Source organism: Vibrio aestuarianus (assembly GCF_012395185.1).
GTDB lineage: Bacteria > Pseudomonadota > Gammaproteobacteria > Enterobacterales > Vibrionaceae > Vibrio > Vibrio aestuarianus.
Genome location: NZ_JAAZTU010000043.1, coordinates 17,559 through 33,968, shown reverse-complemented (window position 1 = coordinate 33,968; position 16,410 = coordinate 17,559). Strand labels below are relative to the sequence as shown.

The window sequence follows — 16,410 nt, the reverse complement described above, 5'->3', positions numbered from 1 at the left end:
GCTGAACATGACAACGATTGATTGGATCTCCAATTTCCAGTTAATCTACAGAATAAGTTGCGGAAGTGGCGAAATTGGTAGACGCACCAGATTTAGGTTCTGGCGCCGCAAGGTGTGAGAGTTCAAGTCTCTCCTTCCGCACCATTATTAGAAACCCAGCTTTGCTGGGTTTTTTCTTTTTCACTAGATGTGATATTCCTGTCGCCCACATCTTCCATTTCAACATTATCCAATCAAAAAAAATCCAGCCGTAGCTGGATTCTTCATTAGTATTAGCCTTAGCCAAGTAGACCAAGAGCAGCATTTGGTGCTTGTTTCGCTTGAGCCAATACTGAACTTGATGCTTGAGAAAGGATCTGAGCTTTAGTCAGTGCAGTCGTTTCTTTGGCAAAATCTGTATCTTTAATGCGGCTCTTAGAAGCATTCACATTTTCGTTAATGTTATCTAAGTTGTTAATCGCATGGCCAAAACGGTTTTGGAATGCACCCAACTCTGCACGGTGGCTATCCACATTTTTTAGCGCGGCATCAAGAATGGCAACCGACTCTTGTGATCCACCAACAGTTCTTACGTCAATATTGTTAACTGTAACATCCTTAGTAGTTGGTGTATCAAGCCCTAGTTCAGTCGCAAGAGAACCCGTAAACGCTACAGAGCTAGTGTCGATATCATTACCATCGGCAAAAACTTGCAGTTTACCGTCTTCATCTACCGATGCTTTAACCATATCAGTCTGACCATTGATATAGGTTGCTAGCTGCTCAATATCATCGCCTTCTTTTGCCGTGATAGCGATAGTTTGAGCATTTCCGTCAGAATCAGTCAAAGCGATACTCAAGTCATTACCAGTCGCGCCAATGGCCCAATCTTTATCCTGACCATTAGTCGCAACAAAACTTGTTCCGCCCATTGCACTGTCATCGCTGCGCATATTGTTCAGCGTTAACATTACCGCTTCACCATTATCAGCACCGATTTGGAACGACTTGGTTGCAAAGGTACCGTTAAGCAGTTTATTACCACCGAATGATGTAGTTTCCGCAATACGGTTTAACTCATCATTAAGTGCAGTCACTTCTTCTTGAATCGCAACACGCTCAGACTTAGAGTTTGAACCGTTAGCAGATTGTAGAGAAAGATCACGCATACGTTGTAGAATGTTCGTAGTTTCGTTCATTGCACCTTCTGCTGTTTGTGCAATTGAAACACCATCATTCGCGTTGCGCACCGCAACATCTAGACCACGACTTTGTACGTTTAAACGGTTAGAGATCTGTAGACCCGCTGCATCGTCTTTCGCACTGTTGATTTTGAAGCCTGATGATAGACGTTCCATTGATGACTGTTGCGCATTGCTTGCACTGTTTAAGTAGCGTTGTGCTGTCATTGCTGAAACGTTTGTATTTACATTAACCGCCATAGTGGTTCTCCTAATGATTATCCGACGTAGCGTAACTTGGAACGGTTTCCGACGTCTCGGATAACCAGGTAGTTCTCTCAAAGTTACTAGTATTAGCGACTGCTATGACGATTCCTTTAGCAGCGAAATGGATATTTCTTAAAAAATAACCAAGTTGAATAAAAAACGGGACTTCAATGGCAAAAACTCAAGAAATCATAAAAATAGAGCTAAAGCTTTGTCGATATCCGTCGGTAGCATTAATGGCAATATAATCAAACAACTTGAAGTTACAGACTGATGGCAAATGCGTTCATCCCCATGAGCATAGATAGACTGATATGATTCGAGTGAACCAACGTAGCCAACACCACTGAAGCGTCGTGTGGCAAGGGGATAGAATAGGAAAACGAAGAGATCGGAAGGTTTTTTAGACAAAGAAAAGCCCCTTTTCCTTTGAGAGAACTGGGGCTAGTTGGTAGTCAGAGCCAATGTGGAGATCAGAGAAATGAACACATTACCGACTGACCGGGGCGCATGGTTATCAAATGAAATATAAAGCAGGGTAAATCTTGAGAGAGCTTTATATCCAACAATAATCATGCTTTGCCAAGGATTCCTTCATAATATACCCACGTCTGAGTAGATTAATGAAGAGTCCTAACATTACTGCAATAGTGACATTGCAGAGTTTGGCAACTGTTTTGCTTGGGCAAGAATTGATGTCCCTGCCTGCTGCAGAATTTGTGCTTTTGTCATTTGCGTTGTTTCTTTCGCAAAATCAGTATCTTTAATACGGCTGTTTGATGCTTCAACGTTTTCTTGGATATTGGCCAAGTTGTTGATACTGTGACTTAATCGGTTTTGTTTCGCACCTAAGTCAGCTCGTTGTGAATCAACATATTTCAACGCCGCATCCAAAATACCAACCGCATTTTGTGAACCACCGACTGACCTAACATCGATATCTTGAACCGTTGAATTCAGGCCTGGCCCGCCATTTAAGCCAAGCTCGGTAGCTAGGCCACCAGATATGGTCAAATTACCTTGCAAATTAGGCTCTGCGGCAAAGATTTGCAGTTTACCTTCTTCATCAACCGATGCGGTTAACTTGTCGGTTTGACCATTGATGTAGGTAGCAAGTTCTTCGATGTCATCGCCATCTTTAGCAATAACGTCCAGTGTAATTGCCTCGCCACTTTTAGTCGTGAATTCAAACTTTAAGTCGCGAGCTGTGGGCGGTACACCCCAATCTTTGGTTTTCCCTTGGTCAGCCACGAATGATTGGCCCCCCATCCGGAAATCATCGGCTCGTACACTGGTTAGCCCCATGATAATGGCTTCACCTGAACTCGCACCGATTTGGAAGGAAGCTTCGCCAAATGAACCGTTAAGTAGCTTACGACCACCAAATGATGTGGTTTCTGCTATACGGTTTAGCTCATCTTGCAATGCACTCACTTCTTCATTCAACGCCTGACGCTCTGATGCTGAGTTGGTACCATTGGCCGATTGCAAAGAAAGGTCACGCATGCGTTGTAAGATGCTTGTTGACTCATTCATTGCCCCTTCCGCTGTCTGGGCAATCGAAATACCATCGTTGGCGTTACGCATTGCCACATCCAAACCACGTGATTGTGCAGTTAGGCGGTTAGAAATTTGTAGACCTGCTGCATCATCTTTTGCACTGTTAATTTTATTACCTGATGATAAACGTTCCATCGAAGTATTCAGTTCATTAGATGCTTTATTTAGGTAACGCTGAGCGGTCATCGCCGAAACGTTAGTATTTACTGTAATGGTCATAATTTGCTCTCCTAGTGAGTTCGCAAGCTTTTTGCGAAGCGGCCAGCTTTACTCTCATTTGGAAGCACTGACCGTGAATAACTTGCTAAATCCGCTATTTGCCGATTTAAAAACTTGTTGTATCAACTCTGATATAAACAATTCAATTAGTATGCCAACTTTGAAAACATCTGATATTAAAATCAATACTCTTTGTTTTTTAATCACTTATAAGAATATTTCCATCCTATTTTTGTGACTATGCATCTAACCTTTTCTACTTAACAACTGAGTTGCCACTTTCGTTTGCCGCTCTGTTGCCACTTTGCCTTTCGATTGTATATGAGCAATTTTCAGGCCAATTTTTCAACACATTCTATTCTTCGCACATATGGCTAAGCACATAAGGCAGTGAAGTTTAGATATAGTTGAACAGGGTTAAATCTTTCGTTTTACCAAAAGCTTGTTGCGAAGCCTGCAATGCGCGGGAGTTTTCATTAAATTCGATCACAGCCTCGGCATAATCGAGATCTTCAAAATTACTCTTCGATTTCGCCAAACTTATTTTAAAATCTTCATGCTGTTCTTCTTGAATATCTAAAGTACTTAAACGTGCACCAATATCAGTACGCACTTTATTTAAGTGAATAAATGCAGCATGAAACTCCTCGGTTATCTGATGTAATTTCGCCGTTGATGACGCATCAGAAACCGAGCTTTGGGACAGCGCGATAGCCTCTTTGTAACTATCAAAAAGACTATATGTAGAACGAGGTTCCAAAGAGATAACATCACCTTTCGAGATTTGTCCTTTCACATGAATCGTTAAATCTTGATATTGAATGCCTTTTTGCGGATCAAACTCATCCGCAGAGACGACACTGCCATCTTGTTCTAATTGATAGCCATACTTACCGTTAGGCATATCGACAAAAGTAACTTTGTAGCTAGATTGGTCGTCAGGGTTTAAGTTTGTCGCTCGCTCAAGCAGTAATTCAGACCCCTCTTTTAATTGATAGTCTGGCTCATAGTCGCCAAAAGGATTATCAATCTCCATAAAGACTTTGCTTCCTGGATTATTAAAAGGGACTTCTAAACTATTGGAGATTTTCATCTTTCGCTGATAATCATCGCCGGCATATGTCACGTTACCAGCGTTATCTCTAAAGAACGGTTGGTTCTTGGGCTTAGTACCGCCAAAGATATAGTTACCAGACTCATCCTGAACATTCGCTAAGTTGAGCACATTATTTGAGACTTCTTGTAACTCACGCGCCATCGCTTCTCTATCTTCTGGCGATAACGAGCCATTAATCATTTCCATTACCGTTCGTTTCGCTTGGTCTGCGAAACTTTCCGTATTGGCAATAATCACTTCTTGATGCTCTAGACGGTTTCTGACTAAAACAATCGAATCCAAATACTGGCGTAGTTGCTCTTCTTGCTGACCCACATTTTGAATGTAATGAGTCGCTAGTGGATTATCACTGGCCGATAATAGTTTCTTTCCCGACGCCAATTGAGCTTGGTTATGGTGAACTTTAGACTCTTGGCGACGAATATCGTTTTGCACAGACTGGTAATTATGGAAGCTGGATATTCTAGTTAACATTTATCGCCCCCTATCTAAGTTGCAAAATCGTGTTAAACGTGTCATTGGCCGCTTGCATAATCCGCGATGAAGCCATATACGCTTGTTGGAATTTCATCATGTTGGCGGCTTCTTCATCGAGGTTTACCCCAGAGATAGAAGCGATTCGTTCTTGCGCTGCTTCTTTCTCAAGCCTAGACACATCGGTCAAACGGGAAGCCGTGGCTAATTGCAAACCAACATCAGTGTTGAGGTTATGATAAATATCTAGCACTGTTGATTCGTTATCATTGAGTTTCTTGTCGGTTTGAATGTTCTGCATTTTGCGCAAGTTGCCGTTATCACCTTCAGAGGGGACAAGGTTTGCCGTAAATTTATCATTGGGCAACGCGCCAGGTGTTAACTCAAAAGTAGTACCTAACACTGTGACTGGACTTGATGGTGGATACGCTTGTGGCGCGAGCAATATATTGCCCTTAGTGTCCGTTACTGCAAACTGATCGCCTTGGGGTGACACGACGACTTCAAACTCACGCACATCCCCCGCCGCAAGTATGTTAAATTTGGCCGTACCTTGAGCAAACGTAGTGGATGCTTCAAAACTTTGAGCGGCAATTGCCGTTGGGTCATTGGTTGCCATCTTCATGATTGCCGCACCGTTGCGAGTTGGACGCAGTAAAACTCGCTCCCCTGTTTCTGGCGCATTGCGAATATCTATTCGCATTCCATCTAAGAAAATACTGTCACGCACAACCGGAACATTAACCTGCTCACCGCTGGGTTTAGTGGCAACATAGTTACTGCCGTTGAATTGCAGAGAGTACTCTCCGCCTTTCAATAGTGATATATCTTCGATGAAGACCGCTAAATCAGCTTGCGAATTACTGGATGTCACCACACGTGAACGTGCCACTAAATCAGAGTTTACATCAGTAAAAATGGCTCGCCCCACATTGCCACGTAAATCCAAACCTTGGGATTGCAACTTATTCACTTCATAAGAAAATGAGTTAGCCATACGCCCTAGTTCATCCATTAAATATGGAATATGTTTGTCACGCATATCAAGCAAAGCACCAATTTTCCCATCAATATCTTTGGATGTGATCGGTTTAATGCCTTGACCTTCAACCATCGCCAAACGTCGTTGGTGAACATCAGGATACCCATCAATCATTTTTAATTGGCTGGCTTCCGTACCAGACACTAAAGTGTGGCCATTACCGATATGGATATTAAAACCTTCCGCATTTTTTCTTGGCGTCACGGTAACTTTGGTGTACTCAGAAAGTTCAGCTACGAGCTTTTCATGTTGGTCCATCAAGTCGTTATGTGGACCGGGGGTACGCATCATTAAACGTTGCAAATCTCGTAATTCAAGGGCTAATTGGTTAATACGCTCAATACCCAGATCCAACCCCTTATTAGCCACATCTGATTGGCGGCGAATGGTTTCATGGAAATCATTCATGTTTTGAGTGAGCAAGTCAGCTTTCTCTAGTACAACTTTACGCGCACCAACATCGTTTGGGCTATCGGCAAGGGTTTTAATGGCATCAAACCATTCATTTAAGTTTTCAGGTATTTTTTTCGATGCGACCGAGGAAAGCATTTTCGACAACATGTCTAAATTTTCTTCCACATCTTTTTTGAAAGAAAAACTGGTGGTCGAAAGGTTCAGTTCATTAACGGCAAATTGATCCCATGAGCGGCGAACTTTTTCCACATGCACGCCCATGCCGTAGGTTTCACCACCGTATTGACGAGGCGCATTGGTCCCTTGGATCACAGACTGACGGCTGTAACCATCTGTATTAACATTAGAAATGTTATGACCTGTCGTGCTAAGTTGTCTCTGAGCGGTAAGTACACTTTGGGTACCTAAATTCAGAAGATCCGACGCCATACTGCCCCCGAAAACCTAATCAAATCAGTAGTTACTGAATATCTAAATTAGTATTTGCAATATGTATGCCAGATAAATGGAATTAAAAGAATTGAAGATAGGATATAAAAACAGCCAGTAATACTGGCTGTTAAATGGTTATTCCATTGAGTTTATTTGAGATTTAACCCTTAATACTTTCTCTGCATATTGAGGGTCTGTGGCATATCCAGCATCGTGAATACCACGAATAAATGATTCATCATTTCCGCCATGACTTAGCGCGGTTTTGTAACGAGGATTATCATTTAAGAAGCGAACATAATCATTAAAACTGTCTTGATAACTATCGTATGAGCGAAATGCAGCCTTCTCCATCACAGGTGTATTGTCGTGATACTCTAGCGTTTGAGTGGCAACTTTATCGCCTGACCAACTGCGATCCGCTTTAATATTAAAGAGGTTATTACTGCTACCACGTGCATTCTGTACCACTTTTTGCCCCCACCCTGTTTCTAATGCCGCTTGTGCTAACAGTAGTGAAGAATCGACACCTAGCGCTCTTGCTGCTTTTTCCGCATAAGGTTTCATTGAGGTTACAAACGCTTGTGGAGAATCGAATTGACTTGGCTCAGCGGTTACTCTCTCTGCTTCCATCGTCTCTTTTGAAGCTTTACTACGCTCAATACGACGCATCGCTTCTTGGAAGCCATCGTTGGTTGGCTTATCTATTGGTGGTTGCTCAGTCTTACCTTGACTCAGCTGAGCGACAATCATATCTGCAAGGCCTAACGACCCTGAAGCACTAAGCTCACTCGACATTTGCTCATCGAGCATTTGGCGATAAAAGTCTTCATTTTGGCTATTAAACATTTCCGATTTAAAATCAGCATTTGCATCGCGCATTGACTTGAACAGCATAGAGGTAAAAATAGCTTCAAACTGTTTAGCTGCAGCCGTTAATGCGGCATTCTCGCTGTCTTTATCACCATTCGTGGCTTGCTGACGTAGCTTATCTAAGCTGGCGATATCGTGAATAAAACCAATATCATTCGGATTATTAATCATGTTCATCTCCTTAGATAATGATCAACTGGCCTTCAATTGCACCAGCCTGCTTTAAAGCCTGTAAAATCGCCATTAAGTCAGAGGGTGCAGCACCCACTTCATTCACTGCTCTGACTAAATCATCTAAGGTTAAACCCGGTTCAAACTTGAACATTTTACCCTGTGCTTCCGTGACCGTAATTTCACTATCAGGAACGATCGCTGTTTGACCACCTGAGAAAGCATTAGGTTGGCTCACATTCAGGTTCTCTTTAATTGCAACCGTCATACCACCGTGAGTCACTGCCGCGGTTTTTAAGCGCACGTGTTTACCAACAACAATGGTACCGGTACGTGAGTTAACAATAATTTTTGCCGAACCATCCGCAGGATCAAACTCGATATTTTCTATGGCAGAAAGAAAGGCCACACGTTGGCCGACATCTCGTGGTGCTCGAATACGCACTGAAGTCGCATCAACGGCTGTTGCCATTTGTGGACCAAGGAAATTATTCACCGCATCAGCCATGCGCTGAGCCGTTGTAAAATCAGATTCAATGAGGTTAAAGGTGATGAAATCGCCACGGCTAAAGGGGCTAGGAACTTCACGTTCAACAATTGCCCCACTTGAAATTAGCCCCACAGTTGGGTTGTTGCCAACAATTTTTGACCCATCAGCACCGCTGGCACTAAACCCGCTCACGACTAAGTTACCTTGTGCTACGGCGTAGACTTGTCCATCCAAACCTTTGAGAAAAGTTTGCATTAACGTGCCACCGCGTAAACTCTTTGCCGAACCAATGGAAGATACCGTTACATCAACCGCCTGACCTTGCTTAGAGAATGCCGGCAATTCAGCGGTAACAATAACCGCGGCAACGTTTTTGGTTTTAGGCTTCGTACCGGGTGGCAACTGAATGCCGAAGTTTTGTAGCATGGCATTAAAGCTTTGATCAGTAAAAGGCGTCGATTCACCAGTACCTGGTAAACCTGTCACCAAACCATAACCCACCAATTGGTTGCTACGTACGCCTGCGACTTGAGATACATCTTTGATACGAGCAGCATGTGTTTGAGTAGCAATCAACAGCAGGCTCAAAACAAACAGTGTGAATTTTTTCATGGTTTGGTTACCTTAATTTCTATTTTCTTTACGCCAAAACGTCGACGCTAAAGAGAGACATTAAAGAATCGTGCCAAGAATCCAGGTTCTTGCATATCTTGATTGGTGCCAGTGCCCGCATATTGAATTCTAGCGTTGGAAATACGAGTTGAAGCAATGGTGTTATCAAAGTCGATATCATCCGGACGAATGGTGCCGCTCAAGCGAACATACTCATCTCCCGTATTGAGAGTTAACCATTTTTCACCGCGGATCACTAAGTTACCATTAGCGAGCACTTCAATGACTTCAACAGTGATTGAACCGGAAATACTGTTACTTTGGTTTGCAGCGGAGCTACCATTAAAATTATTATCATTCTTTAGCGCATAGGAGAAATTATAATCCCCGATAGTGAGATCTTTACCGCCAACCGCTAGTGGATCCATGGAGGAATCGTTAGATTTTGATAAATCAGCATCGGCACTTTTTGCCGCTTTAGTGCTCTCATCAAGATTTACAGTAATGATATCGCCAATACCACGCGGTTTAGAATCATCGTATAGACTGTTGATGTGCTGAAGATTAAACAACGATCCCGTTTCAGCCGCATAATGTTCGGGTTTCTGTTTTGGATGGATGGGCGCCCAAGCTGGATCTCCAGCAAGCGGATCAGTACGATTACGTAATGCATCAACCAAACCTGAACTTTCTTCTGATGCTTTGTCACCTTCAACGGCATCAACAACCGTTGTTCCCTGTACAATTTCAGGTGTATCTATTGGTGGCTGCAACATGCTACAACCAGACATCACAGTGATAAAAGCTAGGCTCAATAAACGTTTCATCGTGGCATTCTCTTAGTTAAACATTAAAGCTGTTGGTTAACGAAACTCATCATTTTATCAACCGCAGAGATAACTTTTGAATTCATCTCATAGACACGTTGGGCTTCAATCATGTTGACCAATTCTTCAGTCACGTTCACGTTTGAAGTTTCAAGCATCGATTGGCGAACATCGCCCAGACCATCAAGGCCTGGAACCCCTTCTTGAGGGTCACCACTGGCACCCGTTGGTAAATACAGGTTTTGACCAATAGGTTCTAGACCACCGGGGTTGATAAAATCAACGGTGGTAATTTGTCCAACAACTTGATTATCTTGTTGGCCACGCACTCGAACCGAAACTTCCCCGTCATTACCTACCGTAATTGAGATAGCATCTGGTGGAATGACAATTTCAGGCTCTAAATTGTAGCCCGCTCCTGAAGTAACAATTGCGCCTTCATCGTTCAAGGTAAATTGACCATTTCGGCTATAGGCAATATTACCGTCTGGCATCAAAATTTGGAAAAAGCCATCACCTTCGATCATCATATCAAGGCTATTGGTGGTGGTTTGTGCATTACCATTGGTGTGCACTTTTTGCGTGGCAACCACTTTCGAACCGGCACCTAGCATTAAACCACTTGGTAACTCGGTATTTTGCGATGACTGGCCGCCTGGCTGGTTGATGTTTTGATAGAATAGATCTTCAAATACAGCGCGGCCTTTTTTATAACCGATGGTCGAGGCGTTCGCTAGGTTGTTCGAGATCGTCGCGATGTTGGTTTGTTGAGCATCAAGCCCGGTTTTACTTACCCATAATGCAGGTTGCATAATAATCTCCTTTTGCGCTTATTAGCTCATGCGAAGCAGTGAATCGGACGCTTTGTCCATGTCTTCTGCTGTACTCATCATTTTGACTTGCATTTCAAACTGACGTTGAAGATCTATCAGGCTCGTCATTTCGCTCACCGCGTTGACATTACTGCCTTCTAAAGCTCCTTTTAGCAGTTTTACATTGGCATCTGCTTCGAATGCCACATTTGGGTCCTTCGCTCGGAATAGACCATTGGTATCTTTGTATAACGTTTGATTATTAGGGCGAACCAGTTTGATACGATCAACAATTTCCATTGCATCAGCAGGCGCACCTTGTGGAAGAACAGAAATGGTGCCGTCATTGGCAATTTCGACTTTGCTTAATGGAATCGGCAATGTGATCGGAGCGCCCGTTTCACCTAACACTAGATGACCACTACCGTTCATCAACAGACCATTTTGATCGATATTAAGATTGCCGCTGCGAGTTAAGCCTTCACTGCCGGTTTTATCCATCACTGAAATCCACCCATCACCTTGGACGGTGACATCGAGATCTCGACCTGTGGTAATAACACTGCCTTGATCGAAACGATGACCTGGACGTTCTGTCATGCTAAACACTCGGCTCGGTAACCCATCACCGTAAGCTTGCATTGAGCGGGCTTGCGCCAAATCAGCACGGAACCCCGTGGTACTGACGTTTGCTAGGTTATTCGCTCTTAATTGCATTGCCTGCATGTTTTGTTTTGCGCCACTCATGGCGAGAAACAGTGCGCGATCCATAATGTGCTCCAATAATCATCGTTCGATTATTAAAAGCAATTGACGTGCCAACTTTTATTTCACCTAAAAGTCAATAGGTTAAATAAAAACAGAGAGGAAGATATGGGAGAAAACTGCCGATTATCATTGCTAATGGCAACAATACCAAGTTAACGTTGCCGCTAACTTGGTATTCCAGATAATGACCGTTACGGTATTAACGAATCTGTAGGATATTTTGCTGTAGCTGATTATGTACTTCTAGAGAACGAGAGTTCGCTTGGAAGTTACGCTGAGCTGAAATTAAATCCACCAGCTCTTGCGTCATATCGATGTTTGATTGCTCAAGCGTACCGTTATTGATAGTACCAAACGATCCTTTGTTAGATTCCCCCCAGATTTTATCACCGGAGTACTGCGTAGAATCCCACTGTGTACCGCCTTTCTTATCTAGCCCTTGCTCATTCGGTACACGTACTAAGCCAACACGACCCAGCATAATGTTTTCACCGTTTGAATAAGTACCTAATACACTACCGTTTTCATCAAAATCAATTTTGGTTAAAAAACCTGTGGTTGCACCATCTTCATCAAATTTCGTTAATTGAAATGGAGCGGCAAACTGCGTTGCTGAGTCTAGGCTAAATGATAAAGTTTGGTTTGGATCGGCACCGTTTAGGTCGATAGGGTTAGCCCCTGTGCCTAACGGTTCAGAAACGATATTTTGGCCGTTATTTAGACTTGCCAGCGTACCATCATTATTAAACTTCATCGTATGACCAACATGACCCGTTGGTGTAGACGCATCACCACCCACGATATTCACTGGCTTCTCGCCTGCTTTATCCGACACCGTATAGTACGTTTGCCATGTATTCTCTTGAGTTTGATCTTTCAAATAATACGTGGTGAGTTTATACGACTGACCCATAGAGTCATAAATAGTCGAAGATGTTGAACGGTTGTAAGTTTCCGGGTCATTAAAATCAAATAACGTCGGATCTTTCAGTTCACCATTCGCTGGCAAGTTAACACCAACGTCAATATTCGCGGTCTGTTTTGGTTTACCAAATTCAGCAGGAATGTTCAGTGGTTGAGGCTCATAAGAAAGCACATCACCCGTATCTGGGTTTACCTGATAGCCAAGTAGAAACTCATCGTTCGACGTTACCATGTAGTTGTCTTTGTTCAGGTGGAAAGCACCATTACGCGTCAACTCATTTTGTTGTGGGATGAGACGCTCTTTCGCGACCGCAAAAAAGCCTGTACCAGAAATACGCAAGTCCATCGGGTTGTTGGTATAAATACTGGAACCTTCATGAAATTGCTGTGCCACTTTGTTTGCTTGAACACCGCCACCAGGAGTGGTCTTGGCATTGGTAAACAAAGAGTTTGAATATACATCACCAAACTCTGCACGAGACTCTTTAAAGCCAAATGTGTTTGCGTTTGCAATGTTATTACTGGTTGTGTTCAGATCTAACTGAGCTGCGGATAAACCGCTTAAAGATATATATGACATTCCAAAATCTCCTATCTAGCTAGCGTTTACTACGCTTTGCCAACTTCTAGTACTTCAGCAAGTTTAACTGGCGATGTAAATCCAGCCAGATTGAGCAGTACGTTACCATCACCTTTACCAAGGAGAACACTATTGACGTTTGCATAGGTCGATACCGCAAACTCTTTACTTTCTCCATCCAACAAACCCGAAGCTTTCACTTGGTATTTGCCGCCCGGCAATGGATTACCGTTTTGGTCTTTACCGTCCCATTCAACACGATTGTCACCGGCAGATTTTGCACCGACATCAAAGGTACGAACCAATTGCCCAGCTTCGTTCTCAATTCGGACAAACAAGTTATCCAAACTTTGAGGAAGCTTAACCATTGCTGCCATACCTTGACCATCTTGTTTAATCCCTGCCGCACCTGGTACTAATACATCACGACCGACCAATGATGATGCTTGCAGAGCTTGGTTTGATGTCATTGACGAGTTGAGACTCTCAAATTGAGTGTTCATCTTGCCAATACCATCGACGGTTGCAAATGAAGCCATTTGCGCAATCATCTGGTCATTGCTAACCGGCTTAAAAGGGTCTTGTTGAGCAAGTTGCTTGGTGAGCAACGATAAGAAATCCTCTTGTTTAAGGTCTTGCTTACCCGTTGTATCTTCAGGCTTCTTTTGGTCTTGAAGACTTTTAAGCTGGTCAACATAGGACAAGCCGCTTTGACCAACGTTATTAATTCCGGCCATACGCTACCTCCTTATCCTTATTGACCCATCTGCAGCGTACGCAGCAGCATTTGTTTACTTGCATCTGCCACTTGTATGTTCGTTTGGTACGAACGAGAGGCAGAAATCATGTTAGCCATTTCTTCCATTACGTTAACGTTTGGCTTATAGATATAACCCTCATCGTTCGCTAATGGGTGATCTGGGTTGTACTCCGCATTCAGCGGCTTATCGCTTTCTACAATACCTAATACTTTCACTGGCACATTATGGTCTCGGTTATAACGTGCTTTACTTAACTCAGCGCCAAACACAGCATGACGTGCTTTGTAAGTGTCTTTAGCAGAACTACTCACACTGTCCGCATTTGCAAGGTTACTTGAGGTTGTATTTAGACGAACAGATTCAGCACTCATTGCAGAACCAGTCACATTGAACACATTAAATAGGCTCATCTAATTATTCCCCTTTGATTGCTTTCGTTAAGTTCTTGAATTTACTTCCTAAGAAGTCGAGTGATGCTTGGTGTCTGATTTGATTTTGCATAAACAAGTTACGCTCTAAATCCACATCCACCGTATTGCCATCCCCCGTATCCGGCTGGGTAGGAGTTCGATATAGACTTTCCCCAGTCACATTGGTAGAGGCAGAAATATGCCGACCATCCGTACGGTTAAGCCCAATGCTTGCCCCCGAACTTGCCGCCTGCAACGCTCTACTGAAGTCCATTCCTTTTGCTTTAAAGCCAGGCGTGTTTGCTTGTGCGATATTGGTGGAAATCACCTCAGCATTGCGCTCACGGACACCAACAGTGTATTGGTGAATACCTAATGCATTGTCAAAAGAAATAGCCATGTTTACCTCTACAATAAGAACTGACCGTTACAACTTAGATTAAAGCAATTACTGTACCAACTTTTTAAATGGTGAATTGAATTTAATCTTAGCTACCTTAGCAAAATATAAGCCGCTTTTCTCTAAAAGAGGCGTAATGATACTTGAACAGCGGAAAACACCTCGCTTTAGAGATCCTCAACAGTCAGGCGCTCAAAACAGAACTCAACATAAACGAAAATCCAAACAAAAAAGCCCAGCAAAAGCTGGGCAAGTCTGAGATGAATAACTACTATTTTAATTTATATATGATACCTGGATTACAGCGAACCATATCAAACTTATCCGTTAACCCCGTAAGAGACTCCGACGCCCCAAGCAACAAATAACCACCTGGGTTTAAGTTGTTCGCCATTTGATTAAGCACTTTTGATTTCATGTCTGGTGAGAAGTAAATCAATACGTTACGACAAAAAATAATATCGAATTTACCCAGTAAAGCATAACTTTCCATCAGGTTTTGAGGTCTAAAGTTAACGAGGCGTTTAACGTTATCTTTGATTTTCATGCGCCCATCGCCAGCATCTTCAAAGAAGGTTTTACGACGTTCTGGTGAAAGACCTCTACCTAAAGCAAGGTTGTCATAAATCCCTGCCTTGCACATATCCAACATACTGGCGGAGATATCGGTAGCGGTAATCGAAACACTAGGCAACATCCCCGGTTTACGCTGTTGAGTTTCTAATACCGTCATTGCCATAGAATACGGTTCTTGGCCTGATGAACTTGCCGCTGACCAAATTTTTATAGGACGTTTTTTTGCCGCCACTTCCGGCAAAAGACGTTCCGCTAAAACGGTAAAGGGGTAAGAGTCACGGAACCATAATGTTTCATTGGTCGTCATCGCATCGACAGCAGCAACACGTAGTTCACGATTTCTCCCTGTCACTACATCACGCAACAAATCAGAAAGAGAGGTTAACTTGAATTTCGCAACCAAAGGACTTAAGCGACTTCTCACTAAGTACTGCTTGCTGTCTCCAAGTACAATTCCGCACTGAGATTCCAAAAAACGGCTGAAGTCGCGATATTCTTGATCGCTTATAGTTATAGCTGTCATTAATTTCTCTTTAGTTAACTAGTGCAGCTTTCACCGCATTCCCAAGCTCATCCGGGTTGAATTTAGCGATAAATGAATTCGCACCAACTCGCTCAACCATGGCTTGGTTAAAGACCCCACTCAATGAAGAGTGAAGAATTACATACAAATCTTTTAAATCTGAGTTACGTCGAATTTCTGCAGTTAAGGTATAGCCATCCATCTCTGGCATCTCAATATCTGAGATAATCAATGAAATCTGATCGTAAATAGGCCCTTCAGCGGCCATTTCAACCAGTTTCTCATAGGCTTCTTTGCCATCTTTCACTGAAACGACTTCAAAACCAATTGATTCGATAGCTCTTTGTACCTGTTTACGCGCAACCGTTGAGTCATCAGCAATCAAAATACGGCGCACAATTTCTTTTTCTGTTTCAACTTGAGCAATAGACTCACCAATTGATGAATCCATAGTTTCGTCGACAGGAGAAATTTCTGCCAGAATTTTCTCTACATCAAGAATTTCAACCAGCTCATTGTCTATATTAGTGACAGCCGTTAAGTAGTTTGCTCGACCAGAACCATCAGGCGGTGGAAGGATCGCTTCCCAGTGCATATTCACAATTCGATCAACTGAACTGACCAAGAATGCTTGAATTGTTCGGTTAAACTCAGCAATAACAACAAAGCATTTATCAAGATCAGTCGTTGGACGTCCACCAACTGCCAAACTTAAATCAATAACAGAAACAGTTTGGCCTCGAATATGAGCAATGCCTTTTACTAAGCGATGTAAATTCGGCATTAAAGTCAATTTAGGGCACTGGAGTACCTCTTTTACTTTAAATACGTTGATACCATAACGTTGGCGTCCCATCAGGCGAAACGTTAGGAGTTCCAATCGGTTTTGACCGACGAGTTGCGTACGCTGATTCACAGAATCAAGAATACCCGTCATAAGCTCATCTCCATCTCAAACTTTTGTGCTAAAAAGTGGTAGTCTACTACAGGCTATGAAG

Annotated in this window: 15 protein-coding genes and 1 tRNA gene; 1 reads left to right on the top strand and 15 read right to left on the bottom strand. The window is 42.9% G+C overall.

The genetic code is table 11. The features are described from left to right. Positions 1 to 59 precede the first annotated feature (59 nt). A tRNA-Leu gene (locus tag HGG78_RS16540) sits at positions 60 to 144 on the top strand. Positions 145 to 278: 134 nt separating this feature from the next. Here the strand turns inward: HGG78_RS16540 and HGG78_RS16535 are convergent. The 15 genes from HGG78_RS16535 to HGG78_RS16465 form a co-directional block, all read right to left on the bottom strand. Then, positions 279 to 1,421, bottom strand: coding sequence for a flagellin (locus tag HGG78_RS16535; protein ID WP_172533557.1), 1,143 nt, complete (start codon positions 1,419 to 1,421; stop codon positions 279 to 281). A 645-nt stretch (positions 1,422 to 2,066) separates the two neighbouring features. Next, on the bottom strand, positions 2,067 to 3,206 hold the full coding sequence (locus HGG78_RS16530; protein ID WP_053310989.1) for a flagellin: 1,140 nt from the start codon (positions 3,204 to 3,206) through the stop codon (positions 2,067 to 2,069). Between the two features lie 397 nt (positions 3,207 to 3,603). Beyond that, entirely contained in the window at positions 3,604 to 4,797 is a 1,194-nt protein-coding gene (flgL, locus tag HGG78_RS16525; RefSeq protein WP_053310988.1) for a flagellar hook-associated protein FlgL, read from the bottom strand. A 10-nt stretch (positions 4,798 to 4,807) separates the two neighbouring features. Continuing rightward, positions 4,808 to 6,682, bottom strand: coding sequence for a flagellar hook-associated protein FlgK (gene flgK / locus HGG78_RS16520; RefSeq protein ID WP_172533556.1), 1,875 nt, complete (start codon positions 6,680 to 6,682; stop codon positions 4,808 to 4,810). 138 nt (positions 6,683 to 6,820) lie between these two features. Then, entirely contained in the window at positions 6,821 to 7,729 is a 909-nt protein-coding gene (gene flgJ / locus HGG78_RS16515; protein ID WP_172533555.1) for a flagellar assembly peptidoglycan hydrolase FlgJ, read from the bottom strand. Positions 7,730 to 7,739: 10 nt separating this feature from the next. Continuing rightward, entirely contained in the window at positions 7,740 to 8,831 is a 1,092-nt protein-coding gene (locus tag HGG78_RS16510; protein WP_171981321.1) for a flagellar basal body P-ring protein FlgI, read from the bottom strand. Positions 8,832 to 8,878: 47 nt separating this feature from the next. Continuing rightward, a complete protein-coding gene (gene flgH, locus HGG78_RS16505) occupies positions 8,879 to 9,658 on the bottom strand; it encodes a flagellar basal body L-ring protein FlgH (protein ID WP_172533554.1) in 780 nt (259 codons plus the stop codon). Between the two features lie 23 nt (positions 9,659 to 9,681). Continuing rightward, positions 9,682 to 10,470, bottom strand: a complete 789-nt coding sequence (gene flgG / locus HGG78_RS16500) for a flagellar basal-body rod protein FlgG (protein WP_053310983.1) — start codon at positions 10,468 to 10,470, stop codon at positions 9,682 to 9,684. 21 nt (positions 10,471 to 10,491) lie between these two features. Further along, the gene (gene flgF, locus HGG78_RS16495; protein WP_171981319.1) at positions 10,492 to 11,241 is read right to left on the bottom strand and encodes a flagellar basal-body rod protein FlgF; all 750 of its coding nucleotides are present in this window, start codon (positions 11,239 to 11,241) and stop codon (positions 10,492 to 10,494) included. 196 nt (positions 11,242 to 11,437) lie between these two features. Then, positions 11,438 to 12,742 (bottom strand): flagellar hook protein FlgE, encoded by a 1,305-nt coding sequence (gene flgE, locus HGG78_RS16490; RefSeq protein ID WP_053310981.1) that lies wholly within the window; start codon positions 12,740 to 12,742, stop codon positions 11,438 to 11,440. A 29-nt stretch (positions 12,743 to 12,771) separates the two neighbouring features. Beyond that, on the bottom strand, positions 12,772 to 13,479 hold the full coding sequence (gene flgD / locus HGG78_RS16485; protein ID WP_053310980.1) for a flagellar hook assembly protein FlgD: 708 nt from the start codon (positions 13,477 to 13,479) through the stop codon (positions 12,772 to 12,774). 17 nt (positions 13,480 to 13,496) lie between these two features. After that, on the bottom strand, positions 13,497 to 13,913 hold the full coding sequence (flgC, locus tag HGG78_RS16480; RefSeq protein WP_053310979.1) for a flagellar basal body rod protein FlgC: 417 nt from the start codon (positions 13,911 to 13,913) through the stop codon (positions 13,497 to 13,499). Positions 13,914 to 13,917: 4 nt separating this feature from the next. Beyond that, positions 13,918 to 14,313: a flagellar basal body rod protein FlgB gene (gene flgB / locus HGG78_RS16475; RefSeq protein ID WP_053310978.1), complete on the bottom strand. Its 396-nt coding sequence runs from the start codon at positions 14,311 to 14,313 to the stop codon at positions 13,918 to 13,920. Positions 14,314 to 14,584: 271 nt separating this feature from the next. Continuing rightward, positions 14,585 to 15,412, bottom strand: coding sequence for a protein-glutamate O-methyltransferase (locus HGG78_RS16470; RefSeq protein ID WP_053310977.1), 828 nt, complete (start codon positions 15,410 to 15,412; stop codon positions 14,585 to 14,587). A 10-nt stretch (positions 15,413 to 15,422) separates the two neighbouring features. Next, positions 15,423 to 16,349 (bottom strand): chemotaxis protein CheV, encoded by a 927-nt coding sequence (locus tag HGG78_RS16465; RefSeq protein WP_053310976.1) that lies wholly within the window; start codon positions 16,347 to 16,349, stop codon positions 15,423 to 15,425. Positions 16,350 to 16,410: the final 61 nt, after the last annotated feature.

Excerpts from the sequence above, each read along its gene's own strand:
- HGG78_RS16535 (WP_172533557.1), bottom strand. The coding sequence starts at position 1,421 with ATGGCGGTTAATGTAAATACAAACGTTTCAGCAATGACAGCACAACGC.
- HGG78_RS16530 (WP_053310989.1), bottom strand. The coding sequence starts at position 3,206 with ATGACCATTACAGTAAATACTAACGTTTCGGCGATGACCGCTCAGCGT.
- flgL (WP_053310988.1), bottom strand. The coding sequence starts at position 4,797 with ATGTTAACTAGAATATCCAGCTTCCATAATTACCAGTCTGTGCAAAAC.
- flgK (WP_172533556.1), bottom strand. The coding sequence starts at position 6,682 with ATGGCGTCGGATCTTCTGAATTTAGGTACCCAAAGTGTACTTACCGCT.
- flgJ (WP_172533555.1), bottom strand. The coding sequence starts at position 7,729 with ATGATTAATAATCCGAATGATATTGGTTTTATTCACGATATCGCCAGC.
- HGG78_RS16510 (WP_171981321.1), bottom strand. The coding sequence starts at position 8,831 with ATGAAAAAATTCACACTGTTTGTTTTGAGCCTGCTGTTGATTGCTACT.
- flgH (WP_172533554.1), bottom strand. The coding sequence starts at position 9,658 with ATGAAACGTTTATTGAGCCTAGCTTTTATCACTGTGATGTCTGGTTGT.
- flgG (WP_053310983.1), bottom strand. The coding sequence starts at position 10,470 with ATGCAACCTGCATTATGGGTAAGTAAAACCGGGCTTGATGCTCAACAA.
- flgF (WP_171981319.1), bottom strand. The coding sequence starts at position 11,241 with ATGGATCGCGCACTGTTTCTCGCCATGAGTGGCGCAAAACAAAACATG.
- flgE (WP_053310981.1), bottom strand. The coding sequence starts at position 12,742 with ATGTCATATATATCTTTAAGCGGTTTATCCGCAGCTCAGTTAGATCTG.
- flgD (WP_053310980.1), bottom strand. The coding sequence starts at position 13,479 with ATGGCCGGAATTAATAACGTTGGTCAAAGCGGCTTGTCCTATGTTGAC.
- flgC (WP_053310979.1), bottom strand. The coding sequence starts at position 13,913 with ATGAGCCTATTTAATGTGTTCAATGTGACTGGTTCTGCAATGAGTGCT.
- flgB (WP_053310978.1), bottom strand. The coding sequence starts at position 14,313 with ATGGCTATTTCTTTTGACAATGCATTAGGTATTCACCAATACACTGTT.
- HGG78_RS16470 (WP_053310977.1), bottom strand. The coding sequence starts at position 15,412 with ATGACAGCTATAACTATAAGCGATCAAGAATATCGCGACTTCAGCCGT.
- HGG78_RS16465 (WP_053310976.1), bottom strand. The coding sequence starts at position 16,349 with ATGACGGGTATTCTTGATTCTGTGAATCAGCGTACGCAACTCGTCGGT.